The 24,887-nt window shown below is 66.5% G+C and carries 23 protein-coding genes; 21 read left to right on the top strand and 2 right to left on the bottom strand.

The window, feature by feature from the left end; genetic code table 11:
• Nucleotides 1–46: 46 nt before the first annotated feature.
• The 6 genes from A9973_RS03945 (at nt 47) to A9973_RS03920 (ending at nt 9,320) form a co-directional block, all read left to right on the top strand.
• On the top strand, nt 47–2,791 hold the full coding sequence (locus tag A9973_RS03945) for a LuxR C-terminal-related transcriptional regulator (protein ID WP_183012467.1): 2,745 nt from the start codon (nt 47–49) through the stop codon (nt 2,789–2,791).
• 95 nt (nt 2,792–2,886) lie between these two features.
• Nucleotides 2,887–3,753: an enoyl-CoA hydratase/isomerase family protein gene (locus A9973_RS03940; protein ID WP_183012466.1), complete on the top strand. Its 867-nt coding sequence runs from the start codon at nt 2,887–2,889 to the stop codon at nt 3,751–3,753.
• A complete protein-coding gene (locus A9973_RS03935; protein ID WP_183012465.1) occupies nt 3,750–6,110 on the top strand; it encodes an acyl-CoA dehydrogenase family protein in 2,361 nt (786 codons plus the stop codon). Before A9973_RS03940 ends, A9973_RS03935 begins: the two co-directional genes overlap by 4 nt.
• On the top strand, nt 6,107–7,303 hold the full coding sequence (locus A9973_RS03930) for a CaiB/BaiF CoA-transferase family protein (RefSeq protein ID WP_183012464.1): 1,197 nt from the start codon (nt 6,107–6,109) through the stop codon (nt 7,301–7,303). The genes A9973_RS03935 and A9973_RS03930 overlap by 4 nt, the downstream gene beginning before the upstream one ends.
• Complete coding sequence (locus tag A9973_RS03925; protein ID WP_183012463.1) at nt 7,303–8,256, top strand: nitronate monooxygenase family protein; 954 nt, start codon at nt 7,303–7,305, stop codon at nt 8,254–8,256. The genes A9973_RS03930 and A9973_RS03925 overlap by 1 nt, the downstream gene beginning before the upstream one ends.
• A gap of 80 nt (nt 8,257–8,336) precedes the next feature.
• On the top strand, nt 8,337–9,320 hold the full coding sequence (locus A9973_RS03920; protein ID WP_183012462.1) for a tripartite tricarboxylate transporter substrate binding protein: 984 nt from the start codon (nt 8,337–8,339) through the stop codon (nt 9,318–9,320).
• 68 nt (nt 9,321–9,388) lie between these two features.
• On the opposite strand, the gene A9973_RS03915 is transcribed toward A9973_RS03920, so the two are convergent.
• Nucleotides 9,389–10,120 carry a GntR family transcriptional regulator gene (locus A9973_RS03915; RefSeq protein ID WP_183012461.1) on the bottom strand — a complete coding sequence of 244 codons (732 nt, stop codon included), beginning with the start codon at nt 10,118–10,120 and terminating at the stop codon, nt 9,389–9,391.
• 213 nt (nt 10,121–10,333) lie between these two features.
• On the opposite strand from A9973_RS03915, the gene A9973_RS03910 reads away from it, so the two are divergent.
• The 11 genes from A9973_RS03910 (at nt 10,334) to A9973_RS03860 (ending at nt 19,899) form a co-directional block, all read left to right on the top strand.
• Entirely contained in the window at nt 10,334–11,200 is an 867-nt protein-coding gene (locus A9973_RS03910) for a fumarylacetoacetate hydrolase family protein (RefSeq protein WP_183012460.1), read from the top strand.
• Nucleotides 11,193–12,191 (top strand): ornithine cyclodeaminase family protein, encoded by a 999-nt coding sequence (locus tag A9973_RS03905; protein ID WP_183012459.1) that lies wholly within the window; start codon nt 11,193–11,195, stop codon nt 12,189–12,191. Before A9973_RS03910 ends, A9973_RS03905 begins: the two co-directional genes overlap by 8 nt.
• Before the next feature lie 55 nt (nt 12,192–12,246).
• Entirely contained in the window at nt 12,247–13,347 is a 1,101-nt protein-coding gene (locus A9973_RS03900; protein ID WP_183012458.1) for a cupin domain-containing protein, read from the top strand.
• Between the two features lie 37 nt (nt 13,348–13,384).
• A complete protein-coding gene (locus tag A9973_RS03895) occupies nt 13,385–13,876 on the top strand; it encodes an aromatic-ring-hydroxylating dioxygenase subunit beta (RefSeq protein WP_183012457.1) in 492 nt (163 codons plus the stop codon).
• A 21-nt stretch (nt 13,877–13,897) separates the two neighbouring features.
• Nucleotides 13,898–15,166 (top strand): aromatic ring-hydroxylating dioxygenase subunit alpha, encoded by a 1,269-nt coding sequence (locus A9973_RS03890; RefSeq protein WP_183012456.1) that lies wholly within the window; start codon nt 13,898–13,900, stop codon nt 15,164–15,166.
• Between the two features lie 2 nt (nt 15,167–15,168).
• Entirely contained in the window at nt 15,169–15,489 is a 321-nt protein-coding gene (locus A9973_RS03885; RefSeq protein WP_183012455.1) for a non-heme iron oxygenase ferredoxin subunit, read from the top strand.
• Nucleotides 15,486–16,715 carry an NAD(P)/FAD-dependent oxidoreductase gene (locus A9973_RS03880; protein WP_183012454.1) on the top strand — a complete coding sequence of 410 codons (1,230 nt, stop codon included), beginning with the start codon at nt 15,486–15,488 and terminating at the stop codon, nt 16,713–16,715. The genes A9973_RS03885 and A9973_RS03880 overlap by 4 nt, the downstream gene beginning before the upstream one ends.
• An 8-nt stretch (nt 16,716–16,723) precedes the next feature.
• Nucleotides 16,724–17,143, top strand: coding sequence for a nuclear transport factor 2 family protein (locus tag A9973_RS03875; protein ID WP_183012453.1), 420 nt, complete (start codon nt 16,724–16,726; stop codon nt 17,141–17,143).
• Between the two features lie 32 nt (nt 17,144–17,175).
• Nucleotides 17,176–17,976 carry a 2-oxo-hept-4-ene-1,7-dioate hydratase gene (hpaH, locus tag A9973_RS03870; protein ID WP_183012452.1) on the top strand — a complete coding sequence of 267 codons (801 nt, stop codon included), beginning with the start codon at nt 17,176–17,178 and terminating at the stop codon, nt 17,974–17,976.
• Nucleotides 17,977–18,081: 105 nt separating this feature from the next.
• On the top strand, nt 18,082–19,062 hold the full coding sequence (locus A9973_RS03865; protein ID WP_183012451.1) for a tripartite tricarboxylate transporter substrate binding protein: 981 nt from the start codon (nt 18,082–18,084) through the stop codon (nt 19,060–19,062).
• A 267-nt stretch (nt 19,063–19,329) separates the two neighbouring features.
• On the top strand, nt 19,330–19,899 hold the full coding sequence (locus A9973_RS03860; protein WP_255469012.1) for a class I SAM-dependent methyltransferase: 570 nt from the start codon (nt 19,330–19,332) through the stop codon (nt 19,897–19,899).
• A gap of 108 nt (nt 19,900–20,007) precedes the next feature.
• On the opposite strand, the gene A9973_RS03855 is transcribed toward A9973_RS03860, so the two are convergent.
• Nucleotides 20,008–20,970, bottom strand: coding sequence for a LysR family transcriptional regulator (locus tag A9973_RS03855; RefSeq protein ID WP_183012449.1), 963 nt, complete (start codon nt 20,968–20,970; stop codon nt 20,008–20,010).
• A gap of 162 nt (nt 20,971–21,132) precedes the next feature.
• Here A9973_RS03855 and A9973_RS03850 point away from each other — a divergent pair, with 162 nt between their 5' ends.
• The 4 genes from A9973_RS03850 to A9973_RS03835 all read left to right on the top strand — a co-directional run bounded on the left by A9973_RS03850 (nt 21,133) and on the right by A9973_RS03835 (nt 24,819).
• A complete protein-coding gene (locus A9973_RS03850) occupies nt 21,133–21,663 on the top strand; it encodes a cupin (protein WP_183012448.1) in 531 nt (176 codons plus the stop codon).
• A 72-nt stretch (nt 21,664–21,735) separates the two neighbouring features.
• The gene (locus tag A9973_RS03845) at nt 21,736–22,767 is read left to right on the top strand and encodes a tripartite tricarboxylate transporter substrate-binding protein (protein WP_183012447.1); all 1,032 of its coding nucleotides are present in this window, start codon (nt 21,736–21,738) and stop codon (nt 22,765–22,767) included.
• 49 nt (nt 22,768–22,816) lie between these two features.
• A complete protein-coding gene (locus A9973_RS03840; protein WP_183012446.1) occupies nt 22,817–23,731 on the top strand; it encodes a dioxygenase in 915 nt (304 codons plus the stop codon).
• 98 nt (nt 23,732–23,829) lie between these two features.
• On the top strand, nt 23,830–24,819 hold the full coding sequence (locus A9973_RS03835) for a zinc-binding alcohol dehydrogenase family protein (RefSeq protein ID WP_183012445.1): 990 nt from the start codon (nt 23,830–23,832) through the stop codon (nt 24,817–24,819).
• Nucleotides 24,820–24,887: the final 68 nt, after the last annotated feature.

The raw sequence follows: 24,887 nt of genomic DNA, 5'->3' as shown, positions 1-24,887 counted from the left end.
GTGGCATCCTGCTGGCCTAGAATCGCGGCAATGGAGGCAAGGACCGATGCGTCCCGATGAAACATTCCCGGCTGGAGCCAAAGGCGCGGCCAGCGGCCAGAATCTGCTGCCGCGCGGCCGCCTGCTGGACAAGCTGATCGAAGCCCGAGGGAAAACTCTGGTGGTGATCCAGGGGCCGGCCGGGGCCGGGAAGACCGCATTGGGCGAGCAATGGCGCAGCGCGATGCTTGCCATGGGATATGACTTCGCCTGGTCGGCGCTGTCCCTCGAAGGCGCCGAGCCGGGCCACCTGCTGGAAGGCGTGTTCGCCAGCCTGGACCGCATCGACCCGGCGCTTGGCCGTGAAGCGGCGTTCATCTTGAACCGCGATGGCGCGCTGGTATCCGCGGATGCCGTGGCTATCGCCTTTATCCTTGCGGCCCAACGCCATGCCAAGGAACTCTACCTGCTGGTGGACGACTACCAAAGCGTGTCCGAGCCGGTGGGCCAACAGTTCTTCCAGACGTTGGCAGACTTTGCGCCGCCGAATCTCCATCTGGCCTTGTTGTCGCGCAGTGCGCCTGCCTTGTCGCTGGCCCGGCTGCGGGACAAGGATCACGTGGCGGAGTTCGGTTTCGACGCGCTGCGGTTTTCGTTTTCAGAGGTTGAACAGTATCTCAAGCACCGTCATCCCCAGATTGAAAAGCGCACGGCGCGGCTGCTGTATGACCTGACGGACGGCTGGATCGCCGGGTTGCAATTGGCGGCGATCCCGTTGGACGCGTCGGCGTCCAGCGCCGCCGCCCAGGCCAGCCTGCAGAACGCCGCCGATTTCGCCGCCTTTTTCAATCAGCATGTCTTCGCGATGATGGACGCGGCGTTGCTGGCTGACATTACGCGCCTGTCCGCGGCCAAGCAATTCTGTGCGTCGCTGTGCGCGGTGTTGTTCGGCCCCGCGCACGGGCAGGCGCTGCTGGCGCGGCTGCGCCGCGAGAACCTCTTTCTGATGTCTTCCGACGGCGACGGGCGCGAAAGCTGGCATCGCTTTCATCCGCTGCTGCGCGAATTGCTGACGGAACGGTTCCGGAACCTGCCGCAAGCGGTGCGGGTCGATACGCATCACGCCTTGGCGGACTGGTTCGGTGAACATGGCCACCTGCAAGAGGCCGTGTCCCATGCGCTCAGCGCAGGACGCGAGGACCGCGCGGCCTTCTGGCTGGAGCGCGATGCACCCGCCCTGTTCCTGCGGGGAAAGATGCGCGCCCTGGTCAGCGCGGTCGCCCAGCTGCCGCTTGCCGCCCGCCGGGGCAGCCCGGCCCTGCGCGTCTGGGAGGCGTGGACCCACCTGTGCTACCGGCGGTTTGCCGAATGCCGGGCAAGCATCGCCGAACTGGAGGCCGCGCTGGCCCCGGACGACGCCGCGTCGCGGGCGCATTTGACCTTGCTGAAGGGTTCCTTGGCGGTGCAGGAAGACGATACCAACGGCGCCGCGGCGATGCTGGAGGAAGTCGAAGCCTTGTCGGGCGGCTCCAACGCCATCCTCATCGGCGGGCGCCGCAATATCCTCAGCTGGCTATACGCCCACCAGGGCAAGTTCGAGCGGGCGCGCGAGCTCCAGCAAGGCCCGCGCCCCGTGCTGGACGACGGCGCGGTGCTGCTGGATTCGGCTTTCGGCACGCTGACCGGGCAGTGCATTGCGGGCTTCACCTATTTGCAGCAGGGGAACATGCGCAGCGCCGAGCAAGTGCTGCGCGCGGCGCTCGAAGAAGCGGAAGGCGCCCTCGGCATGGTCAGCGACCCGGCATGCATCGCGGCCGGGTACCTGGGCGACGTGCTGTACGAGGTCAACGACATCGAGACCGCGCGTTCCATGCTTGAGCTGCGCATCGACCTGATCGAACGCGTGTCCCTGCCCGACTCCCTGCTGCGCATCGGGGTCGTCCTGGCGCGCATCTATGCCAGGGAAGGCAGTTATCGAGAGGCACTTTCCCATCTAGACCGGCTGGACGAGCAGGCCGCCGAGCGCGGGCTGGAACGCGCGCTGGTGCATAGCCTGGCCGAGCGCTGCCGGGTGTTGTGCCTGGCGGGCGATATGGGCGGCGCTGAAGAATGCCTGGCCCAGTTGACCTTCATGACGAAGCGCCATGGCGCCAACCCGGTCGGTTCCAAACGGCCCTTCGGCATGTTGCTGGCCATGGCCCGCACGCGATGGCTGGTGGCCGCGGGCCACCTGGACGACGCGCTGCGCCAGGCGCAGGACGCTTACCGGCTGGCCGGCACGCTGGGGTTCGGGCGGATCCGGATACAGATGGGCGCCCAAGCCGCATTGCTGCGGGCGCAAGGCGACCGGCCGGACGAGGCGTTGCCCCTGTTGGCCCAGGCCATGCACGACACCCAGGAACTCGGTTGCATGCGCGTCTTGATGGACTACGGCCCCGCCTTGCAAACCTTGGGCGACCGCGTGGCGCAGGCGGATCTGTTGAGTCCGGTCGCCGCGTTCTACTGGCAGCGCTTGAAGGCCGCGGCCATCGAGACCGACGTTCAGGCGCCGGTGCGCGAAGCCCCGACGCAGATCGAGACGCTCAGTGCGCGGGAGTTCGATGTCCTTCAGGCATTGGCCTGCGCGATGCCGAACAAGCGCATCGCGCGCGTGCTGGGCATTTCGCCCGAAACGGTCAAGTGGCACTTGAAGAACGTCTACGGCAAGCTGGGCGTGCTGGGGCGCGACGAAGCCGTGCTGCGCGCGCGGCACCTCGGGTTGATCGACACCGCATTGCGCGACATCCGGTTTTCTGCCAGCCCCCCCCGATAAGGGGGGGTGCAGCACCGGCCGCCAGGCAGACCATAGCGTCAACACACAGCCGGACGGACCCGCCATCAGGCGGCAACCGTCCCGGAGGAGACGATATGGAAAACCGTGATTCGGACTTCCGGGAATCGCACTTGGCGATTCACGATGGCATTGCTGTCTTCACCCATGCCAACCCGACTCACCGCAATGCCTTGACGCAAGCGCTGCGCCAGGACTATTCGGAAATGATCGACCGGGTTCGCACGGACGACACGATCAAAGCGCTGGTCTTGACGGGGTCGGGCGGCAGCTTCTGCGCGGGGGCCGACATCCGCGCCATGCGTGACCGGATCACTGGCGTGACGCCCGAGCGGGACGCGGGCGATGCGGCCCGCGGGCGCATCCTGCGGCTGCATGACTGGCTTGAGCGCCTGCGCGGGCTGGAGATTCCCGTCATCGCCGCCGTGGATGGCCCCGCATTCGGCGCGGGCTTTTCCATCGCGCTGGCGGCGGACTTCATCGTCGCATCGCGGACGGCCACCTTCTCGATGGTGTTCAATCGGCTGGGCGTCTTGCCCGACATGGGCGCCATCCACATCCTGCCGCGCCTGATCGGCCTGGCCAAGGCGCGCGACCTCTTGATGACGGCCCGGCCCGTCGGGGTGGAAGAAGCGGTGGAGCTGGGGCTGGTCTACCAGGTCTGCGATCCAAGCTCCCTGATAAACGCCGCCATGGAATTGGCCGGCCGGTTCGCCTTGGCGCCGCAGCCGGCCATCGGTCTTACCAAACGCCTGCTCAGTCGCAGCTTCGACATGGACTACGGCACGTTCGTGGACATGGAAGGCTGCGCGCAAAGCGCCTGCGCGACCTCCGCCGATCACCGGGACGCGGTGTTGCGGTTCCTGGATCGCCAACCCGCCCGGTACGACTGGGACCGCATGGCCTCCGAGCACGCGGCACGCGCAAGCAAGGAGCCGGCATGACCAACGGCGGCAGCGACATGGCAATCGACGCCCGGCAGGCGGCGGACTTCCGGCAGGATATCCGTCGCGCATTGCATTCCAGCCTGCCGGCGGACTTGCGCGAGGCCGACGCGGCCAACTGCCTGGTCACGCGCGAGCAGGCCCGGCGCTGGCAGCAGATCATGCATTCGCAAGGTTGGGCGGCCCCGGCGTGGCCCGCCAAGCATGGCGGGCCGGGTTGGGCGCTGTGGCAATTGGCGATTTTTCGCGAGGAATACGCGTTGGCGGGATGCCCCCGGTTTGAAAACCTGGGAATCGACATGATCGGGCCGACCCTCATGAACCACGGCACCCCCTCGCAGCAGGTCAGGTTCCTGCCCCGCATCTTGTCGTTCGAAGATTATTGGGCACAGGCGTACTCCGAACCCGACGCAGGGTCCGATCTTGCCTCGGTCAAGACAACCGCGCGGCGCGACGGGGACGTCTTTGTCGTCACCGGCACCAAGATCTGGCAAAGCTTCGGGCATTGGGCGAACTGGGCGCTTGCCCTGGTCCGCACCGATGCCGGGGCTGGCCGCAAGCAGGACGGCCTGTCCGTGCTGCTGATCGACATGACCTTGCCCGGCGTGACGGTGCGGCCGATCCGCTTCATCAATGGCGCCGAGTTCCATGTGCAATTGTTCTTCGACGAGGTCCGCGTACCGTCGGATTGCCTGGTCGGCGCGCAGGACGGCGGCTGGGCGGTTGCGAAAGACCTGCTGGTCACGGAACGCCTGTTCCTGGCGCGGGTAGGCGAATGCAAGGCTGAACTTGAAAAGCTCAAGCGCTTGACGCGGCAGTATCAAGGTCCGCCGGCCTTGGCGCGCGCCAACCAGCGCACCTGGGCGGAACTGGCCAAGCTGGAATGCCGCTTTCTTGCCCACGAGTCGCAGTGGTGGCAGGCGCTGACGGCGGTCGCCGCGGGCAGCGATTCCGACATTGCGCCGTCGTTGCTCAAGCTGCAAGGCACGGAATTAATCCAGGACCTGTACGCGGCGCAGATGGCGTTGATCGGCAGGCATGGGCTGCCGGTCGATCCCGCCGCGCTGGATGGGCGCGCGACCCTGCCGCCCCTGGTCCCTGGCAGCGTCAACAACATCCATCTGCACTTCCTTCGCTATCGGGGCGTGACCTTGGGCGGCGGCGCGTCCGAGATCCAAAAAGAGATCATTGCGCGCGTCTTGTTCAGCGGCAAATCGGAATTGGGTGCGGTCGCCGACGCCGGCGCCGACGAACAGCAATCGATGATCGACGAATCGCTGCGCAAATATCTGGCCCGCGAGTACGGCGCCGACGCCCGCCGGGAGTCCATCCTGGGCGGCGGCGCCCGCTGCGCCCAGGCGTGGGCGGAAATCGCCGGGTTCGGCGTGCTGGGCTTGATGGCCGACGAGGAGCAGGGCGGGGCGTCCGGTCGCTTGGCCGACGTGGCGCACGTGACCCAGACCTTGGCGGCTCACCTTTTCCTGCCCATTTACGGCGCGGCGGCCATTGCGGCGCCGATGGCCTGGGGGATAGCGGGCGCGGCGTCGGCGGATACCGTCAGCCGGATGCTCGTCGACACGCTGGCGGGCCAAGCCATGCTGTCGTGCGCGCTGGAAGCGGATTCGCCGCTGGCTGCCCGGCCCGTTCAAGGCGGTTGGACGCTGACGGGAAAGCTGTCGACGGTGCTGGGGGGCGATAGCGCTACCCGGATGCTGGTTGCCGCGGCGTTATCCGACGCGCCTGATGCCGAGCTTGGCGTCTTCCTGTTGCCCGCCGGGGCGCCAGGCCTGACGCGGCGTTCCTATCGCCTGTACGACGCCCGGGGCGCTGCCGACCTGGACGTTGATGCCGTCGGCGCCGACGCCGCCGATTTGATCGTGCGGGGCCCGGCCGCGCGTGCGTTCTGCGCCGCGTTCGGGCAGGCAGAGCAATTGTTGTGGTGCGTCGAGAATGTCGGCGTCATGCGCGAGGCATTGCGCCAGACCGTGGAATACCTGGGCACCCGCCGCCAGTTCGGGCGCCCATTATCGGAATTTCAAGCGCTGCGGCATCGCGTCGTGGACCTGTATCGCGCCTGGCGCAACGCGCAAGCCTTGACCTGGAACGCCATCGGACAATGGCGGCAGGCGGATCCCGAGGCGCAAGTGGGCGCCGTGGCCGCCGCTTGCTGGATCAGCGGCGAAAGCGCGCACGCGGTGGCGCTGGACGTCCTGCAACTGCATGGCGCGATCGGCTTGCAGGACGAAACGGCGATCAGCCATCTTGCCAAGCGCCTCCTGGTGAACGAGACCTTGCTGGGCGGGCCGGGCGTAGCGCTGGACGGCTACGTGGATCATCTGGCCCAGGAGGCGTCATGAAGGGGCCGCTGACCGGATTGCGGGTGCTGGATATCGCCACCATCATCGCCGCGCCTTCCGCGGCGGCGCTGCTGGGGGATTATGGCGCCGACGTCGTCAAAGTAGAGCTTCCGGGCCAGGGCGACGGGGCCCGGGCGTTCCCGCCGCTGAAAGATGGCAAGGCCCTGTGGTGGAAGGTGACGAACCGGAACAAGCGTTTCGTGACGCTGGATTTCCGTCAGCCGGAAGGACAGGCCATGCTGTTGCGCATGCTGCCCCACTTCGACGTGCTGATCGAGAACTTCCGGCCCGGCACGCTGGACCGTTGGGGCCTGGACCGCGACACGCTCTGGGCGGCCCAACCGTCGCTGACGATCCTGCGCGTCTCGGGTTTCGGTCAAACGGGGCCCTATAAAGACCGCGCCGGGTTTGCGCGGATCTTCGAGGCCATGGGCGGGCTGACCTACATCAGCGGAGAGCCCGACGGCGAACCCATGCATACCGGCTATCCGATCGGCGACTCCATTGGCGGCCTGTTCGGGGCAGTGGGTGTCCTGGCGGCGCTGTGGGCGCGCTCCGCGAACCCGGATGCGCCCGGCGAGGAGATCGACCTGTCGCTGACGGAGGCCATGTTGAAGCTCATGGAGTTCCTGCCCGCCAAGTACAAGATGCTGGGCGAGGTGCATGAACGTTCGGGCAACACCAGCCAGTACTCGGCGCCGGCGGCGGTATACGCCACGAAAGACCGGCGCTGGGTGTCCTTGTCCGGTAGCACCAATGCCCTCTACGCCAACAACTGCCGCGCCATCGGGCGCCCGGACCTGATCGACGACCCCAGATTCTGCAGCAATCCGCTGCGGGCGCGCCACGCCGATGCGCTGAACGCCATTTTCGCGGCATGGTGCGGCGAACATGAACTGGAGCACGTGCTGTCGGCATTCCATGCGGCGCACGGCACCATCGCGCCCATCTATTCGGCCGATCAGATTTGCAATGACCCGCATTTCGAGGCGCGCGGCATCCTGAAGGAGGTGCCGGACGAAGATTTCGGCAGCATCTGCATGGCCGACGCCGTTCCCCGGTTCCGGACGAATCCTGGCGGCGTGCGGGTCGCGGCGTCGGGGATAGGGCGGCATAACGCGGAGGTCTACGGAGATCTGTTGGCGCTGGACGAAGACGAATTGACCGGATTGGCCGCAAAGGGAGTGATTTGATGGAATGGATGAAGACGCTGGAGTTGCCGGTGGTGGCGTCGCCGATGTTCATCGCCAGCGGTCCCGAACTGGTGATTGCGCAATGCCGGGCCGGTATCGTCGGGTCGTTTCCGGCCTTGAACGCGCGTCCGGCGTCGTTGCTGGACGAATGGCTGGTTCAGATCGACGCGGCCTTGAGCGATGGCGGACAGGGACAAGCATCCGTGCGCCCGGGGCCCGTCGCAGTCAATCTGATCCTGCACAAGTCGAACACCCGCCTGGACGAGGACTTGGCCGTCTGCGTCCGGCGCCGCGTGCCAATCGTCATTACCTCCGTGGGCGACCCGTCCGACTTCGTCAAGGAAGTGCACGGCTACGGCGGCGTGGTGCTGCATGACGTGATCAATGTCCGCCACGCCGAAAAGGCGATCCAGGCTGGGGTGGACGGGCTGATCCTGGTGTGCGCCGGCGCAGGCGGTCACGCGGGCACCTCGTCGCCCTTTGCGCTGGTCGGCGAAGTCCGGCGCCTGTTCGACGGCCTGCTGCTGGTCGCGGGGGCGGTATCCCGTGGCGAAGACATCCTTGCCGTCCAGGCGATGGGGGCGGACCTTGCGTACATGGGCACCCGCTTTATCGCGACGCCGCAGGCGAATGTGGCCGAGGGGTACCGGCAGGCGATCGTGGACTCCACCGCCGCGGGCATTGTCTACACGGACCATTTTTCGGGAATCCGAGCGAACTACCTGCGGTCCAGCGTGCGGGATGCGGGCTATGACCCCGACCATCTTCCAAACGAAGGGCGCGCCTCAGCGGATTTCAACGCCGCGTCGGAGTCGGGCAAGAAGGTCTGGCGCGATATCTGGTCGGCGGGTCAGGGCGTGGGCAACATCCACGGAGTCGCCCCGGTCCAGGCCGTCGTGGCGCAGCTGAAACAAGAGTACGAGGCGGCCCTCGCCAGATTGGCGCGCCGTTAGGCGCCCGGGGTTCGGCGGCAGGACCGGCCCAGGCGCCCACGACTTGCGGCACGGGAAAACGACATGAGGAGACAGAAACCATGAAGGGTCTACGCAACGTATTCGTCGGATTGTTGTCCGCCTTGTCCATGCAGGCGTTCCAGGGCGCCCAGGCGGCCGATGCCTGGCCCGCCCGGCCTGTCAAGATGATCGTGCCGTTCGCCGCCGGCGGGCCGACCGACGTGCTGGCGCGTTCGCTTGCGATGGAGTTGGGCGCGCGCCTGGGCCAATCCGTCATCGTCGAGAACCGGGCGGGGGGCGGCAGCAACATCGGCTACGACGCGATGGCGCGTGCGCCCGCGGATGGCTACACCATCCTGCTCGGCACGGCGACAGTCGTCACCAATCCCAGTCTGTACAAGAAGCTGTCGTTCGATCCGCTGAAGGACTTCACTCCCATCGCACTGATCGGAACCACGCCGATATTCGTGTGGGTGCGCAACGACTACCCGGCCAAAACATTGCCCGACCTGGTGAGGTTGGCGAAAGAGACGCCTGACACGATCAATTACGGTTCTTCCGGGCCCGGGACCGTGGCGCACCTGGCCAGCCTGCTGTTCCAGAAGCGCTCCGGCACGGTCATGACCCACGTTGGCTATAAGGGGTCGGCCCAGGCCCTCAACGATATGCTGGGCGGCGTGTTCCCGGTGCAGTTCGACGTGCCGCAACCGATGGTGGCGCAATACCGCGCGGGCAGTCTGCGCGCCCTGGCAACCTTGTCCAGCAAGCGCTCAAGCACCTTTCCCGAGATTCCGAGCATTACGGAGTTCGGCTACGAAGGGATCGACGCGTCGGCGTTGTTCGGGTTGTATACGGCCGCAGGCGTCTCGCCGGATGTCGTCGACAAGCTTCAGCAAACCCTGCAAGCGGTGCTGGCCAGTCCGAAGTTCAAGGAAATCATGGCGCAGCAGTTCGTTGAAATGCCGGCGCAGCCGGTCGCGGGGCCGGCCTTCCACGCCTGGCTCAAGAACGAGATCGACGTGTGGCATGGCGTCATCGCCGAATCCGGCATTTCCCTGAACTGACCTTGGACCGATCAGGTGGCTGCTGCGCGGCTGTACGGATCACGCCGCTGCGGCGCTGGCCCCCCGGGCTACGCGCTGTGGTCGGCCAATAGCGGCTGCGCCGACAGGGCGCCCCGCAGCGAGTCCAGCAGGACGCGTTTGTTTTCCCGGCTGCGGTAGGCGTGTTCGCGCATCAGGTTTTCAGCGCGAACTGCCTCGCGCCGCGTGATGGCGCGCAACAGGTCTTCGTGGTCCGCCTGCGCCCGTAAGACAAAGGGCGTTTCCAGCAAGGACGGGGTGGACGGCAGCGTCAGCGCCGCCGGGCCGGCAAGCGGGGTCTTGTTGTTGTGCTCCAGCGCCGACAGCAGCGCCCGATTGCCGGCGGCTTCGCACAGGATCTCGTGGAATCGGCGGTTGATCTGGCCCCAGGCCCGTGCATCCACGGTGGTGTTCGGGTCGCGGCGGGCCGGCGCCAGCAGGCTGCGGCCTTCTTCCACGGCCTGCGACAGTTGTTCCAGCACGTCTTTCGACGCGCCGCGCTCGGCCAGCAGGCGCGCGGCCATGCCTTCGAGCACGCCGCGCACATCCACGGCGTCGCCGATTTCATCGACGGTGAACGACCGCACCCGGAAGCCCCGGGACGGCAAGCGTTCCAGCAAACCTTCCTTTTCCAGTTCGGTCAGGGCGATCCGCAGCGGCGTGCGCGAGACGCCCAGCCGGGCGGAAAACTGCAACTCCACGATCCGTTCGCCGGGTTGCAGGGCGCCGGAAAGCACCATGTCTCGGAGTTCCGAAATTACTTTGTCGATCTGAGCGGCCATAGCGAAGCGTCGGCTGAATTGGGGGCGGTAGGGCCTCCAGTGTACCTACAAAATTGCATGCAATACGGCATAAAAAACCTCTCTGAGTCTTGCGATTCATCAAAATTGCATGCAATAATTCAGAAAAACAGGGTTCTAAGTGGCGTTTATACGCCAATTGCATGCAAAGAAATAAGCCAATGCATGCTGAATCGCATAGGAACAGGAGACAACATGAAGCTGATCAGCTTCGATCAAGCGGGCCGCCGCGCCTGGGGCGTGGTGAGCGGCGCCGAGGTCGTGGTCCTGACGCAGGTCTGGCCCGACGTGGCCGCCGCGCTGGAAGCGGGCGTTGAACAGATCGCCCTGGCCGCGCGGGCCGACGGCATGCCCTGTAGGCCCTTGGCCGGCGTGCGGCTGCTGCCGCCGGTGCCCGCGCCCGGGAAAATCCTCTGCGTTGGCCTGAACTATGGCCGGCACGTGGCCGAGGCGGGGCGCGAACTGCCCGCGCATCCGTCGGTGTTCCCCCGCTTCGCGGACAGTTTCGTCGGGCACGGAGAGCCGGTATGGAAGCCGCGCCTGTCCGACAAGTTCGATTACGAAGGCGAACTGGCCGTGGTCATCGGCCGGGCGGGGCGCCACATCGCGGCACGCGACGCCTTGTCGCACGTGGCGGGCTACACGTGCATGGCCGAGAACTCGGTGCGCGACTTCCAGAAGCACAACGCCCAGGTCACGCCCGGCAAGAACTTCGAGCGCAGCGGGTCGATCGGGCCGTGGCTCGTCACCGCGGACGAGATCGGCGACCCGGCGCGCCTTCAGGTCATTTCCCGCCTGAACGGCGCCGTCATGCAGCAGGGTGACGTGTCCGACCTGATCTTCCCGATCCCCGAACTCATTGCGTACATCAGCGCCTTCACGCCGCTGTCGCCGGGCGACGTCATCGCCACGGGCACGCCCGAAGGCGTGGGGTCCAGCCGCAAGCCGCCGCGCTTCCTGGCGGCGGGCGACACGCTGGAAGTGGAAATCCCCGGCGTCGGGACGCTGGTCAATACGGTGGCGGACGAACCCGCCCAGGAACAAGGAGACGCGCATGGCTGATGCGCTGCGGTATTTGACGGAGCGGGACGTGGTGTCCGTGCTGGACATCCATGGGGCGATCGACGCGCTGCAGGCCATGCTGGTCGCGCAAGGCAATGAGCAGGCGCGCAACCTGCCCAAGGCGCTGGCGACCTGGGGCGACGGCAGCTCGATGCATGCATTGGGGTCGGTGCAGACGGGCGCGGGCGGATACGCCGGCTTCAAGACCTGGGTCCACACAAAGACCGGGGGCGGGTCGTTGTTCAGCCTGTTCGATGCCAGCACCGGCTTGCTGCGCGCCATCATCGAAGCGCGCGCGCTGGGCATGTTGCGCACCGCGGCGATCAGCGGCGTGGCCACCCGGGCCCTGGCGCCGGAAGGCGCCAGCCATGCCGCGCTGGTCGGCACCGGGCCGCAGGCCGTCACGCAACTGGCGGCCTTGGCCGCGGTGCGCCCGCTGCGGCGGGTGCGCGTCTACAGCCCGACGCCCGAGAAGCGCCAGGCCTTTGTCGCCAGCGTGGCCGGCAAGTACGCGTTCGACATCGAGGCATCGCCCAGCCTGGAACACGCGCTGGGGGGGGCGGAAATCGTCACGCTGATCACGCGCGCCGTCGACCCGTTCGTGGACGCCGCCTTGTTGGCCGACTGCCGCCACTTGAACGCTTTGGGCGCGATCCTGCCGGCCAAGGCCGAGTTCGCGCAAGACGTCTTCGAGCGGGCCGGCATGGTGGTGGTGGATGACCTGGAGAACGCCCGCCGGGGCTCCCGCGAACTGCGCGAACGCTACGGCGCCGACGGGACGCCGTGGCCAGGGGTATCGGTGCTGGGCAGCCTGCTGGCTTCGGGGCAGACCCGGCTGGCGGACGCGCGCCTGACGATCTTCAAGGGCATGGGCATGGGCTTGTCCGACCTGGCGATGGCGCGCGTGGTCTACGAGCGCGCCCGCGACCAGGGCTTGGGCGTGGCGCTGCCGCCGCAGACGCGGGAAAACCTGCTGCTTGCGCAGTCCTGAACCGAATTCAATCAACGAGACAGCCGGCCGCAGCGCCGGCGGCAAGGAGACAAGCATGTTCGTCGATGTCAGCGGGGCCAGCCCCCGCGAGCAGAACCAATGGCCGTCGATCGTGATCCCGAAAGAGGACATCGATCTGGAAATCGCCCGGCTGACCGATGCGCCCCGGCCCGGCAACGGCCGCCGCGCATCGCTGATCGTGCATCCGGAGGCGACCGCGCCGGGCCTGGGCCTGGCGCCCGGCACGGACGTGACGATCAACGTGGTGAACCCGGGCGAGCGCACGTTCAATGTGCGCAAGAACTCCAATATGCTGGAAATCTGCATCGCCGGGGAAGGCGTGGCGACAGTCGCCGGGCGCGATCTCCGGGTGGGGCATTGGGACGTCTGGAATACGCCGGCCATGCAGGTGCATTCCTACCGCAACGAAGGCAAGACGCCCTGGGTGCGGCTGTCGTACTCCAATGCGCCGTTGCTGGAGAAGCTGGAGATCCACTACGTCGAGGAGTTCGAAGGCGCCGTCCCGCCGGCCGACGCCAACACCCGTCCGGTGCCGGCCCGCATGCCGGACGGCCCCCGGTCGCGCGACCTGGCCTTGCGTGAACAGATCACGCCAGACGGCGCGTGGCTGATGGGCTACGAATGGCTGATCGACATCGATGTGCTGGAATCCAAGGCGCTGCATTGGCCTTGGGCGGACGTGTCCCGCTACTTGCCGACGGTCGAGGACATGGCGCGCGGCTACAACGGCCGCCGGCTCTTCGTGCTCTACAACCCGGCGACCGAACGCCGCATCGGGACCACGCACAGCTTCTTCGCGACCATTTCTTCGTCGCCGCCGGACAACCACCATGTGCCGCACCGCCACAGCTCGTCAGCCATCAACTACTACTTGCGCGGCAACGGCTACAGCAAGGTCAGCGGCACGCGGCTGGACTGGAAGGCGGGCGACCTGATCCTGTCCGCGCCGGGCTGGGCCATGCATTCGCATCACTCGGGCACCGAAACGACCTCGGCGCTGACCGTGCAGGACCATCCGCTGCAAATCGCCATGGAGTCGCTGATCTGGCAGGAGCGCATGCAGGAGCCCATCCTCGCGCTGGGCAGCCAGAGCGGCTTTGAAAGCAACCGCGCGCAATTGGCCGCCGCATCCTGACCCGGCGCCTTCCCACGAATCGACTTCCGGATCCCCCATGACCTTGACTGATTATTCCGACGTGTCGTCGCTGCGGGCCCGCCTGCGGGACTTCTACGACGACTACGCCTATTGCCTGGACGAAAACCAGCTTGAAGCGTGGCCCGATTTCTTCACCGAAGACTGCCACTACCGCGTGCTTTCCCGCGAGAACCACGATGCCGGCCTGCCGCTGGGCCTGATCTATTGCATGAACAAGAACATGCTGCGCGACCGCGTCACGGCGCTGCGCGAAACCACCATGTTCGAACCGCGTTCGCTGCGCCATTTCATCAGCGGGGTGCGCGTGATGGAAGTGCAGGGCGACCACATCGTGGCGCAAGCCAACTTCGCCGTCATGGAATCGCTGTCCGACCGGGAACCTACTTTGAATATGGTGGGCCGCTACCTGGACGTGCTGCGCGTGGCGCCCGACGGCCTGGCGCTGGCCCGGCGCGACTGCGTCTACGACAACTACCGCGTGCGCACGTCGTTGATCGTGCCCCTTTGAACCCGCTGCAAGGAAACCGCCATGACCTGTTCCGACTCCGCCGTCCTGGACGCGCCCGCCGAGACCGCCATCCACATCCCGCGCCGCTGGCCTGAAGAGGGCTATACGCGCATCCCCAACTGGGTCTACACCGATCCGGCCATCTTCCAGAAGGAAATGGACATCTTCTTCGCCGGACAGACCTGGAATTACGTCGGGCTGGAATGCGAAGTGCCGGAGACCGGCTGCTACAAGCGCAACTGGATCGGCAACCGCCCGGTCGTCATGGTCCGCACCGAAACGGGCGAGGTCGCGGTGCTGGAGAATCGCTGCGCCCACCGCGGCGCGCAGATCTGCTGGCAGAACACCGGCCGCGTGGCCGACTTCACGTGCCCTTACCACCAATGGAATTACGACCTGAACGGCAATCTGCAAGGCGTGCCGTTTCGCCGGGGAGCCATGGGCAAGGGCGGGATGCCGAAAGACTTCGACCCCAGGCAGAACGGCATCCGCAAGTTGCGCAGCGTGAACCGGGGCGGGTCGATCTGGGCGACGTTCTCGGACGAGGCGCCCAGTTTCGAGGACTACTGCGGGCCGGAAGTGCTGGCCGAGATCGACCACATGCTTCCGGGCAAGCCGCTCAAGCTGCTGGGATACAGCCGCCAGTTGATCCCCAGCAATTGGAAGATGTACCTGGAGAACCTGAAGGACCCGTACCACGCCACCTTGCTGCACACGTTCTACATCACATTCGGCCTGTGGCGGGCGGACTCCAAATCGGAGTGCATCCCCACAGGCGGCGGCGCGCACAGCGTCATGGTGTCGCAGAACGAAGGCAAGAAGAAGACGGCGGCCACCACCGAAATGAGCCGCTTCCGCGATGACCTGGAGTTGCTCGACCTGGAAACCGTGACGCCCCGCACCGAGTTCAACCGGGGCCGCGTGGGCGGCGCCTGGGTGTTTCCGGCTGCGCAGTTCGGCATCCAGGCCAACTCCTTGAAGACGCGCCACGTCATCCCGCGCAGCCCCACCGAGCATGAACTGGTGTTCACCTATTACGGGTATGAGGACGACGACGAGGAAATGACGCGGTTGCGCCTGAAGCACGCCAATCTGCTGGGCCCGGCCGGGTTCGTGTCCATGGACGACAGCGAAATGCTCAACCAGGTGCAGATCGGCGTCACCGGTTATCCCGAAGCGCGCGGCATCGTCGAAATGGGCGGCCGAGACACCGAACCGGCCGACTACATGGTGACGGAAGTGCTGATCCGGTCGTTCTACGACTACTACCGCAAGGCGATGGGGCTGTAGCCATGGAAACCTGGAAACCCGTCGCCCAGGTCGGCGAGATCTCGCCCGACACCGGGACCTTGCGCGTCCTCCACGAGGGCGAGGCGGTCTGCCTTTACGACCTGCAGGGCGAGATCTGCGCCACCCAGGACCGCTGTCCGCACGGCAACGCCAGCCTGGCGGATGGCTACATGGAGGACGGCACCATCGAATGCCCGCTGCATCAGGGCGTGTTCGACATCCGCACCGGCAAGCCGCAATGCCCGCCCGTCACGACGGACCTGCGGCGCTACGAGGTGCGGATCGAGGCCAATACGGTCTACCTGAAGGCGGAGGCCGCATGAACGCGGGCGCTATCGTCATTGTGGGCGCGGGTCAGGCGGGCGGCTGGGCCGCCGCTACGCTGCGCGACCGCGGTTACACCGGCCGGGTCGTGCTGCTGGGGGAAGAGCCCCACGCGCCCTATGAACGCCCGCCCTTGAGCAAGGCGGTGCTGGGCGGGCACGCCCCGCCCGAGAGCACGGAACTGTTCTCCGCGCCGCGCCTGGCGCAGTTGCAGATCGAGTTCGCGCCGGGCGTATCGGCGACGCGGTTGCGCCCGGAGGAACGGCGCGTGGACACGTCCGACGGCGGCGTGCTGGATTATGAAAGGCTGATCCTGTGCATGGGCGGCACGCCGCTGGTGCCGGCGCTGCCGGGCGTCGGCAATCCCGGCGTGCACGTCCTTCGCACACGGGACGACGCCATGCGCCTGCGCGCCAGCCTGGGGCCAGGCAAGCGCGTGCTCATCGTCGGCGGCGGCTGGATCGGGCTGGAGGTCGCGGCCACCGCGCGCCAGGCGGGCTGCGCGGTCACTGTGGTGGAGCAGGCGCCGCGGTTGTGCGCGCGCAGCGTGCAGCCGGGCGTGTCGGCGCATCTGGCCGCGCTGCACGCGGCGCACGGGGTGGACATCCGCTTGCAGGCCGCGCTGCGGGCCGTGCAGGCGCTGCCGGACGGGCGCACGGCCGCAGTGCTGTCGGACGGCGTCCGCATCGACGTCGACGCCGTAGTGCTGGGCGTCGGCTTGCAGGCCAACGACGCGCTGGCGCGCGAGGCCGGCATCGCTTGTGAACGCGGCGTGCTGGTCGACGCGTACTGCCGCACGTCGGCGCCGGACGTCTATGCGGCGGGCGACGTGGCCGTCACCGCCCATGCCGCCGCTGGCGGTCGCATCCGCCTGGAGTCCTGGCAGAACGCCCAGGACCAGGGCACTGCTGCCGCGCGTTCAGCGCTGGGCGACGCCACGCCGTATGTGCCGACGGGCGCCGTATGGTCCGAGCAATACGACGCCATGGTGCAGATTATCGGATTTCCGGCGATGGCGATGTGCGAGGTGCTGCGTCCGCAGGCGGACGGCCGGGCGCTGCTGTCGATGGCGCTGGACGCCGGTGGACGGCTCGTGGCGGCGGTGGCGGTGGATGCGCCCCGGGAGCTCCGGCAACTGCGCAAGTGGATCGCGGAAGGCGCGGTCCTGGACCCGGCGTTGCTGCGGCGGCCAGATGCGCCGCTGGCCAACGCCCAGATCAGATGAGGACACCTTTGGAACATTCAACCCGAACCCAGCAGGTCAAGGCCGCGTGCGAAGCGGTCATCCTGGATTTCTTCCACGCGCTGGACACGCGGCGTCACGAAGCGGCCTCGGCGCTGATGGCGGCCGACGGCGTCTGGCTGCGGCAGGGCAAACGGCTGTGCGGCCCACAGGAAGTCCTGGCCGCCCTGAACGTCCGCCCGCCCGAGCGCGTGACATGCCACATCATCACCAACCTGCGCCTGACCGGCGTGGAAGGCCCGCGTGCAAGCGTCGCCTATTTCCTGACCGCCTACGAAAGCGTGCCGCAAGAGCAGGGCGGCGCGCCCCGTCTGGTTTCCATCAGGGAATGCCAGGATGAACTGGTGGAGGCAGGCTCCGGCTGGCGTCTGGCAGACAAACGCAGCCGGCGCCATTTGCCGCCCGAATAAAGATACGCCTTCAGGCACATCAAGGAGACAAGATGGATACCCCCACCATAAAGGCCCTGGCGCGGCGTCTGGACGAGGCCGAGCAGACACGGACCCAGGTGCGCCAACTGTCGCTGGACCATCCGGACATCACGATCGTCGACGCCTATGCGATCCAGCGCGAATGGGTCGCCCAGAAGATCGCGGCCGGCCGCCGTTTAGTCGGCCATAAGATCGGACTGACGTCGCGGGCGATGCAACTGTCCTCGCAGATCGACGAGCCCGACTACGGCGCATTGCTGGACGACATGCTGTTCGCCGACGGCGCCGAGATCGCACGCGACCGCTTCATCGTGCCGCGCGTCGAGGTGGAACTGGCGTTCATCCTGGACCGGCGCCTGCACGGGCCGGGCGTAACGTTGTTCGACGTGCTGGATGCCGTGCGCTATGTCATTCCGGCGCTGGAAATCATCGACGCGCGGTCGCACCAGATCGACCCGGAATCCAAACGGCCCCGCAAGGTGTTCGACACCATCGCCGACAACGCGGCGAACGCCGGCGTCGTGATGGGCGGCAGGCCGGTGCGAGCCGGCGACCTGGACTTGCGCTGGGTGGGCGCGATGATGTCGCGCAACGCAGTGATCGAGGAAACCGGGTTGGCCGCGGGCGTGCTGAACCATCCCGCGAACGGCGTAGTGTGGCTGGCCAACAAGCTGGCGGAGCACGACGTCACGCTCGAGGCCGGCCAGATCATCCTGAGCGGGTCCTTCACGCGGCCCGTCTTCGCTCAGGCAGGCGACACCTTCCATGTGGATTACGGTCCGCTGGGCACCGTCAGCTGCCGCTTCGTATAACGCAACCCGCCAGGAGGCGCCCGCCAGATTTCCGATTCGATCCGCGTGCCCGACATACCTAAAACGCAGCGGGCGCGCGCCACAGCATCCCTCAGGAGACAAGACATGAACCCCTCGAAAACACTTATCTGCTTGGCCGCCGCCTGTACCGCGCTTGCCGCGGGCGCGGCGGCCGCGCAGCAGGCCGACTGGCCCGCGCACGCCATCACGCTGGTCGTGCCCTTCGCGGCGGGCGGCGGCGGCGACACGCTGGCCCGCCTGGTGGCCGAACCGCTGTCGCGCGAACTGGGCCAGTCCATCATCGTGGAAAACCGGCCTGGCGCGGGCGGCAACATCGGCGCGTCGATTGCCGCGCGGGCCAAGCCGGACGGCTACACGCTGTCCTACGGCACCAACGGCACGCAGGCCATTAACCACTGGCTGTACAAGTCGCCGGGCTATGCGCCCAGCGACTTCGAGCCGATCTCGCGCTTTACCGTCATCGCCGCGGCGCTGGTCGTGAACGGCACGGACGACCGATTCAAGACGCTTTCGCAGCTGCTCGACTACGCCAAGTCGCATCCCGGTGAACTGACCTGCGGCTCGGCAGGCAACGGAACGTCGTCGCATCTTGCGTGTGAACTCTTGAACCAGATGGCGGGCATCCGCGTCATGCACATTCCGTACAAGGGCGGCGGCGCGGCCATGACGGACCTGCTCGGCGGGCGGATCTCGTTCCTGATCGATGTGATGCCCAATGTATCGGGGCAGATCGCCGCCGGCAAGCTGCGCGCGCTGGGCGTCACCACGCCCGAACGCGTAGGGTCCAACCCGGACATCCCCACGATCAGCGAGGCTGGCGTGAAGGGCTACGAGTTCTTCGCATGGGATGGCTTGTACGCGCCCAAGGGCACGCCCACGGCCGTGCTGGACAAGTTGAACGCCGCCGTGAACCAGGCGTTGCAGCGCCCCGAGGTCCGCAAGTCGCTGGAGTCGCGCGGCGCGGTCCCGTCGCCGACGACGCGTCAATCCCTGGCGGAATTCGGCGCCGAGGAATACACGCGGCTGGGAAAAGTGGTGAAGACGGCGGGCGCCGCGATCGACTGATCCGCGCCAGGGACTTGCAACGCAAGCTGTCAGCGACGGCCGCCCGCTGCAGCGGCCGTCCGGCCTGGCCGCCGCCATTTGATAAGGGTGCTTACGTACGGTTGCCGGCCAGGGCGGGGCGGCCCAGGTAATGTCTCCGTAGTTTCCCCCGTGCGGCGCAGCCATGCGCCCTGCATGGGGTTTCAGATTCCCGAGACAAAGGCACCCATGCATTCCTCGTCGTCATGCAAGACCGCAACCCGCCACATCCATCCGTCTCATTGGCGGATGTCGTGGCTGCAAGAACGCAAGCAGTTCGTCAAAGCCCTGTTGTCCAACCCGGCGGCGATCGGCGCCGTAACCCCTTCGGGCGCGGCGCTGGCCTCGGCCATCACCGCGGCAGTGCCGGCCATGGCGGGAAAAGTCCTTGAACTGGGGTGCGGCACAGGCGTATTCACCCGGGAACTGCTGCGCAAGGGCGTCCATCCGTCCCGTCTGGTCCTGGTCGAGCAGGATTCGGGCATGAGCTCAAGCCTGCGGACGCAGTTTCCGGAAGCGGCCGTGCTGCAGGTGTCGGCGCAAGACCTGTCCCGGCAGCTGCATCCGGAACTTGACGGCATCGACGCCGCCATCTGTGGCTTGCCGCTGCGCAACATGAGCGGAGAGCACCACCATCAATTGCTGACGGCGGTTTTCGAAGCCATGCGGCCCGGGGCGGCCATGCACTTTTTTACCTATGGCGTACGTTGCCCCATCTCCCGGAACGTGCTTGACGCCTGCGGACTGTCGGCTCGCAGGGAGCGTTTCGTGCCGCTGAACCTGCCGCCCGCGTCGGTGTACAGCCTGAACCGCCTGTAGGCTGAAAGCGGCGCTGCCGCAGAACGCTTACCAGAGCAGCGCGTTGCCGGGTAGCGCACGCCGGCGTACGCAGCGTCCTACCTTTAGAACGGCAGGCGATGATAAAAATCAAGACTCGCCAACTGCCATCCGTTCCTGCTCTCGGTAGTCCAGCACGGCGTGCGGCCAGCGTTTGTGCGCGACCAGATCCCGGGCGACTTCGCGAAGGATGACGACCAGGGCTTTGGTCGCGCGGGATGCGGGCCGATCGGAGGTGTGAGCCAGTATGCGCCGCATGTGGAGCCCCTCTATCGGGGAAGCTGCCAGACGGCCTGCCTCGATGTCTTCCTGCACGGTGGCGGCGAAATGCACGGTCACGCCTACGCCTGCCTGAACCAGGCGCTTGGCGACTTCGATGGTTTCCACTTCAACCACGGGATTGAGCTGTATGCCCGCCTGGGCGGCCTGCGCCTCGAGCTCCAGGCGTACGCCGGATTTTGCCAGGCCTGTCATGACCAACGGCAGGTCTGCAAGCTGCTTCAACCCGATTTTCGGACCGGTACGCTTGCGCGGGCTTTCCGGCTGCCGGATAAGGCACAGGCCTTCGGTCAGGAAAGGGTAGGTCGCCAGATTCGCCAGGGGAACCGGGCCGTTGAGTATGGCCAGATCGACCTGGCCTTTAAGCAGCATGTCGTGCAGCACGGGAGAGAAGGCTTGGACGAAACGCAGCCGGACGTCTGGAAGGGCATTTTGCACCGCGTGGGTCAGTGGGGCCGCCAATGTCATCGCCAGCCCGGGGGAAAGCCCCAGCACGATTGGCCCTCTGGGGGTGCGTTGCAGGGCGGACATGTCCTGCTTGAGCTGTTCGGCGTAACGCAGCAGGAAGTTCGCCCGTTCCAGCAGGAAGGTCGCTTCCTCGGTGGGAGTCGCGCCTCGGGAGTGGCGCACGAACAGTTGAACGCCCAGCTCTTCTTCCAGCAGCTGAATCTGCCGGGTCAGCGCTGGCTGAGCGACGTGCAGCACGCTGGCGGCGCGTCCGAAGTGCCCTTGATTGGCCAGCGCCACAAAGTAGCGCAGTTGTCGCAGATCCATCGCCGTACCGGCTCCTTGGGTGAAAAAACAGTCATAACAAAATTATATGGAAGCAGTCAGAAAATGGTAATGGACGCTGTGTCCGGCCGCGAATTACCTTTCATCAGCCGCGCAATTGCGTGCAGAAAATAATGCTGACAGCCCATCTAATAAAGGAATGATATGAACATCTCCCCTCAGGAAATGGAAGCGAATCGTATTGCGCGTTGGGGCAAGGTCGAGCCGTACCGCGAAACCTTCATCGAAAGCCGCCTGCCGGGTATGAAGAAGAACATCTACAAGATCATGAACCGCGGTGTGCTCGAAAACAAAGGCGTCCAACCCGCCATCCCTGGCAATCACCGTTTCGGCGTGACCTTCATCGAAATCCCCGTGGGGCAGGGCGCCAGTCTGCACGCGCACAAGACCGAGGAAGTCTTTTGCCCCCTGAATGGAAATATGGAGGTGATCTGGGGAGACAAGGGCGAACACTCGGTGATGCTGAACCAATGGGACGTGATTTCCTGCCCCATCGGCGTCATGCGCGGATTCCGCAACCCCAATCCGCATGCCCTTGTCGTGTATTCGGTAGTGGGCGGCACCGACGAGGAATGCGGGCGCATTGCCTGGCATCCCGACGTGGTGCGCGCGGCCGAGGACACGGGCCTGGTCTATGGCACGGACGGATTCTTGAAAGAAACGGCTGAACGATGAGCCCGACCGATGGCGTCCGCAGGGCAGCCCGCAGCGCCGTCGCCCCGAATTTTCGTCATTAGGAACGCAGGAATGATCGATGCCCGCAGCATGTCCCGTCGATTCTCAAGAAGGAGCGTGATCCGCGCAATGGCCTGTATGGGCGTGCTGTGCGCATACCCGGCCACCGGCCAGGCGAAACAGCTCGTTCCCTTTTTCGGGAGAAGCGCGCGGCGGCCGCCGATCCGCCTCGTCGTGCCGTTCGCGGCAGGCGGCACCACGGACATTGTTGCGCGCCTCTTGGCCGCACGCCTGGCGGATGCGCTTGGCCAACCGGTCATCGTCGACAACCGGGCCGGCGCGGGCGGCAACATTGGCGTGTCGTCGGTCGCCAAGGCCGAACCGGACGGCAGCACGCTGCTGATCGTTTCCTCTTCCTTTATCACCAATGCCGCGGTCGCCGGCGCGCGGGCGTCCTATGACGCCGTCCGGGACTTTTCGCCCATCAGCCTGGTCGTGACGTCTCCCGACGTCATCGTGGTCCGTGCCGACAGCGGGATCGACAGCTTATCCGCGCTGCTCGGCTTGGCCAGGCAGACGCCCGGGGCACGCACCTACGCCACGCCCGGCAACGGCAACAGCGTGCATCTGGCGGCGGAACTCCTATGGCAGCGCGCCCTGGTGGACTTGATGCACGTCCCGTACTCGGGCGCCGCTCCTGCCGTCATGGCCGTAGCGGGCGGGCACGTGGACTGCGCATTCGCCGCATTGCCTGCCGCCCGGGCCGCCGTGGCCGCAGGCAAGCTGCGGGCGGTGGCGGTGGGCAGCACGCAACGCTGGCCGGAACTTCCGGGCGTGCCGACGATAGCGGAAGCCGGCTTTCCGGATTTCCGCTCAGAGACCATACAGGCGCTGTTCGCGCCGGCGGGAACGCCCGCCGCGCTTGTCCAGCGCGTGAGCAAGGCGGTCGGCGAGGTGCTGGCCAATGACGCCGTCCAACGCCAATTTCAGGACCAGGGTTTTCGCTGCGTGGCAAGTTCTCCGGATCAGTTGGCCGCGCGGATCGCGCAGGAATTGCCGGTCTGGACGGTGCTGGCGGCCAACGCCGGAATCGCCGCCGATTGATGCGTGGAATGCGCAGGTCATTAACGTCAGATTACAGGGTTGAATGAATATGAGTCATGCCATTTCCTCAGAACCGAGCCGGGAGGCCGGCACGCAGTGCGCCATCCCCGCCACGCCGCAAGCGCTGCTGGACGCCGTGCTGGCGGTCAACCGGCCGCAAGACCCGCGCACCCGCGAGATCCTGGATTCCTTGATCCGCCATCTTCATGCGTTCGCGGCCGACGTGACGCTGACGTACGAAGAATTGCACAAAGGCCTGGATTTCCTGGTGCGGGTGGGCCAGGCGACCAACCCCTTGCGGCACGAGGGCATCCTGCTGGCCGATATCCTGGGCGTGGCGACGCTGGTGCTGCTGATGGACGCCAAGGGCGTGCTGGAAGCGGGCGGGACCGAGCCGGCGCTGATCGGCCCCTTCTGGCGGGCCAACCAGCCGGTCCTGGAGAACGGGGCGAAGATCGCCTCCGACGACACGACGGGCGCACCGCTGCTGGTGACCGGCCGCATCTGTTCGTTGGACGGCAAGCCGCTGGCAGGGGCCCGCCTCGAGACATGGCAGGCCGCGCCCAGCGGCTTGTACGAGAACCAGGATCCGCATCAGGAGGACATGAACCTGCGCGCGGTGTTCGTGACGGACGAAGACGGCCGCTACTGGTTCGAGAGCGTCAAGCCCGCCGGCTACGGCGTGCCGATCGACGGCCCTTGCGGCGACCTGCTGGCTATGCAGCAACGCAACCACATGCGGCCGGCGCACTTGCACTTCATCGCGTCGGCGCCGGGCCACAAGGTCCTGACCACCCAGATATTCGATGCCAACGATCCGTTTGCCTATAGCGACGCCGCGTTCGGCGCGGTGGGGTCGCTGTTGAGGAAATTCGAAGCCTCAAGCGACGGCACGTTCCACCTGGACGTGCAGCTGACGCTCGAGCCTGGCGAGACGCGCATGCCGTCGCCGCCGCTTTCCTAGCCCCGGAAACCTTCCTTCAAGAGCAGTACCGGCCGGCGCGGATTTTCCGCGCTGCGGGGAAGCCTTACTCAAAAATCCTTGAATCTCCAATCACAGACATGACTAGAAAAAGCCAAGCCCTCCGTGTCACCGACCGCGCCCCGGACATCGCCGCGTTGCGGCCCGTCATCATCGATATGCCTTGTCCGGAGGCTCCGAGCGGCCACGCGGTCGTTGAAGTCCGGGCGGCGGGAATCAACCCCAGCGACGTCAAGGCGGCCATGGGCATGATGCCGTATGCGATATGGCCCCGCACGCCTGGCCGCGACTATGCCGGCACGGTGGTGGCCGGGCCGGCGGCGTGGATCGGACAGGACGTCTGGGGCACCGGCGGCGACCTGGGCATCACCCGTGACGGCACCCATGCCAGCTATCTGCTGCTGCCCGTGGCGGCGCTGGTCAGGCGGCCCGCGCACATTCCGGCGGCCAGCGCGGCGACCGCCGGCGTGCCGTTCGTGACGGCGTACGAAGGGCTGCGCCGCGCGGGCCTGACCGGGTCCGGGCAGACGGTGCTGGTGTTCGGCTCGAACGGCAAAGTGGGGCAGGCCGCTATCCAGCTGGCCCGGCGCGCGGGCGCGCAGGTCATCGGCGTGGAGCGGGGCGGCGCACCCTACGTGGGCCACGCAGGCGACGCGGTGCGGATCATCGACGGAAGCCAGGGCGGCATCGCCGCGCAAGTCATGGACCTGACGGGACAGGCCGGCGCCGATATTGCCTACAACACCGTGGGCTCCCCATATTTCGCGGCCGCGCTCGAGTCGCTGAAAGTGGGCGGCCGGCAGGTCGTCATTTCCACGCCCGACCGGAATGTGCCGTTCGACATCCAGGCGTTCTATCGGCGCGACCTGCAACTGATCGGCGTCGACAGCCTGAAGCTGGATGCGACGCAATGCGCCGCGGTCTTCCGCGAGTTGCTTGCCGGATTCGAAGATCAAAGCCTGCAGTCCTTTCCCGTCGGCACGGACGCCCTGATGCCGCTTGAGCGCGCACGTGAGGCCTACATCAAGGTGCTGGAAGGCGCACAAGACAGGCCCGTCATCACGCCTTGACCCGATAACAGCAGTTCGATGCCGATCGCCGCTCAGCCCTGGGCGATCGGCATTTTTTCGCGCGGCAA

It is taken from the genome of Achromobacter sp. UMC46 (assembly GCF_014170335.1).
Classification (GTDB): domain Bacteria; phylum Pseudomonadota; class Gammaproteobacteria; order Burkholderiales; family Burkholderiaceae_B; genus Achromobacter.
Note: the sequence above shows the minus strand (reverse complement) of the source record. Positions and strands in the feature narration are given on the sequence as shown.

Bases quoted from the DNA above. Each gene is read 5' to 3' on its own strand.
- A9973_RS03900 (WP_183012458.1), top strand. From the start codon at position 12,247: ATGTTCGTCGATGTCAGCGGGGCCAGCCCCCGCGAGCAGAACCAATGG.
- A9973_RS03915 (WP_183012461.1), bottom strand. From the start codon at position 10,120: ATGGCCGCTCAGATCGACAAAGTAATTTCGGAACTCCGAGACATGGTG.
- A9973_RS03855 (WP_183012449.1), bottom strand. From the start codon at position 20,970: ATGGATCTGCGACAACTGCGCTACTTTGTGGCGCTGGCCAATCAAGGG.
- A9973_RS03850 (WP_183012448.1), top strand. From the start codon at position 21,133: ATGAACATCTCCCCTCAGGAAATGGAAGCGAATCGTATTGCGCGTTGG.
- A9973_RS03860 (WP_255469012.1), top strand. From the start codon at position 19,330: ATGTCGTGGCTGCAAGAACGCAAGCAGTTCGTCAAAGCCCTGTTGTCC.
- A9973_RS03940 (WP_183012466.1), top strand. From the start codon at position 2,887: ATGGAAAACCGTGATTCGGACTTCCGGGAATCGCACTTGGCGATTCAC.
- A9973_RS03885 (WP_183012455.1), top strand. From the start codon at position 15,169: ATGGAAACCTGGAAACCCGTCGCCCAGGTCGGCGAGATCTCGCCCGAC.
- A9973_RS03880 (WP_183012454.1), top strand. From the start codon at position 15,486: ATGAACGCGGGCGCTATCGTCATTGTGGGCGCGGGTCAGGCGGGCGGC.
- A9973_RS03865 (WP_183012451.1), top strand. From the start codon at position 18,082: ATGAACCCCTCGAAAACACTTATCTGCTTGGCCGCCGCCTGTACCGCG.
- A9973_RS03930 (WP_183012464.1), top strand. From the start codon at position 6,107: ATGAAGGGGCCGCTGACCGGATTGCGGGTGCTGGATATCGCCACCATC.
- A9973_RS03925 (WP_183012463.1), top strand. From the start codon at position 7,303: ATGGAATGGATGAAGACGCTGGAGTTGCCGGTGGTGGCGTCGCCGATG.
- A9973_RS03910 (WP_183012460.1), top strand. From the start codon at position 10,334: ATGAAGCTGATCAGCTTCGATCAAGCGGGCCGCCGCGCCTGGGGCGTG.
- A9973_RS03845 (WP_183012447.1), top strand. From the start codon at position 21,736: ATGATCGATGCCCGCAGCATGTCCCGTCGATTCTCAAGAAGGAGCGTG.
- A9973_RS03840 (WP_183012446.1), top strand. From the start codon at position 22,817: ATGAGTCATGCCATTTCCTCAGAACCGAGCCGGGAGGCCGGCACGCAG.
- A9973_RS03890 (WP_183012456.1), top strand. From the start codon at position 13,898: ATGACCTGTTCCGACTCCGCCGTCCTGGACGCGCCCGCCGAGACCGCC.
- A9973_RS03920 (WP_183012462.1), top strand. From the start codon at position 8,337: ATGAAGGGTCTACGCAACGTATTCGTCGGATTGTTGTCCGCCTTGTCC.
- A9973_RS03905 (WP_183012459.1), top strand. From the start codon at position 11,193: ATGGCTGATGCGCTGCGGTATTTGACGGAGCGGGACGTGGTGTCCGTG.
- A9973_RS03935 (WP_183012465.1), top strand. From the start codon at position 3,750: ATGACCAACGGCGGCAGCGACATGGCAATCGACGCCCGGCAGGCGGCG.
- hpaH (WP_183012452.1), top strand. From the start codon at position 17,176: ATGGATACCCCCACCATAAAGGCCCTGGCGCGGCGTCTGGACGAGGCC.
- A9973_RS03895 (WP_183012457.1), top strand. From the start codon at position 13,385: ATGACCTTGACTGATTATTCCGACGTGTCGTCGCTGCGGGCCCGCCTG.
- A9973_RS03945 (WP_183012467.1), top strand. From the start codon at position 47: ATGCGTCCCGATGAAACATTCCCGGCTGGAGCCAAAGGCGCGGCCAGC.
- A9973_RS03835 (WP_183012445.1), top strand. From the start codon at position 23,830: ATGACTAGAAAAAGCCAAGCCCTCCGTGTCACCGACCGCGCCCCGGAC.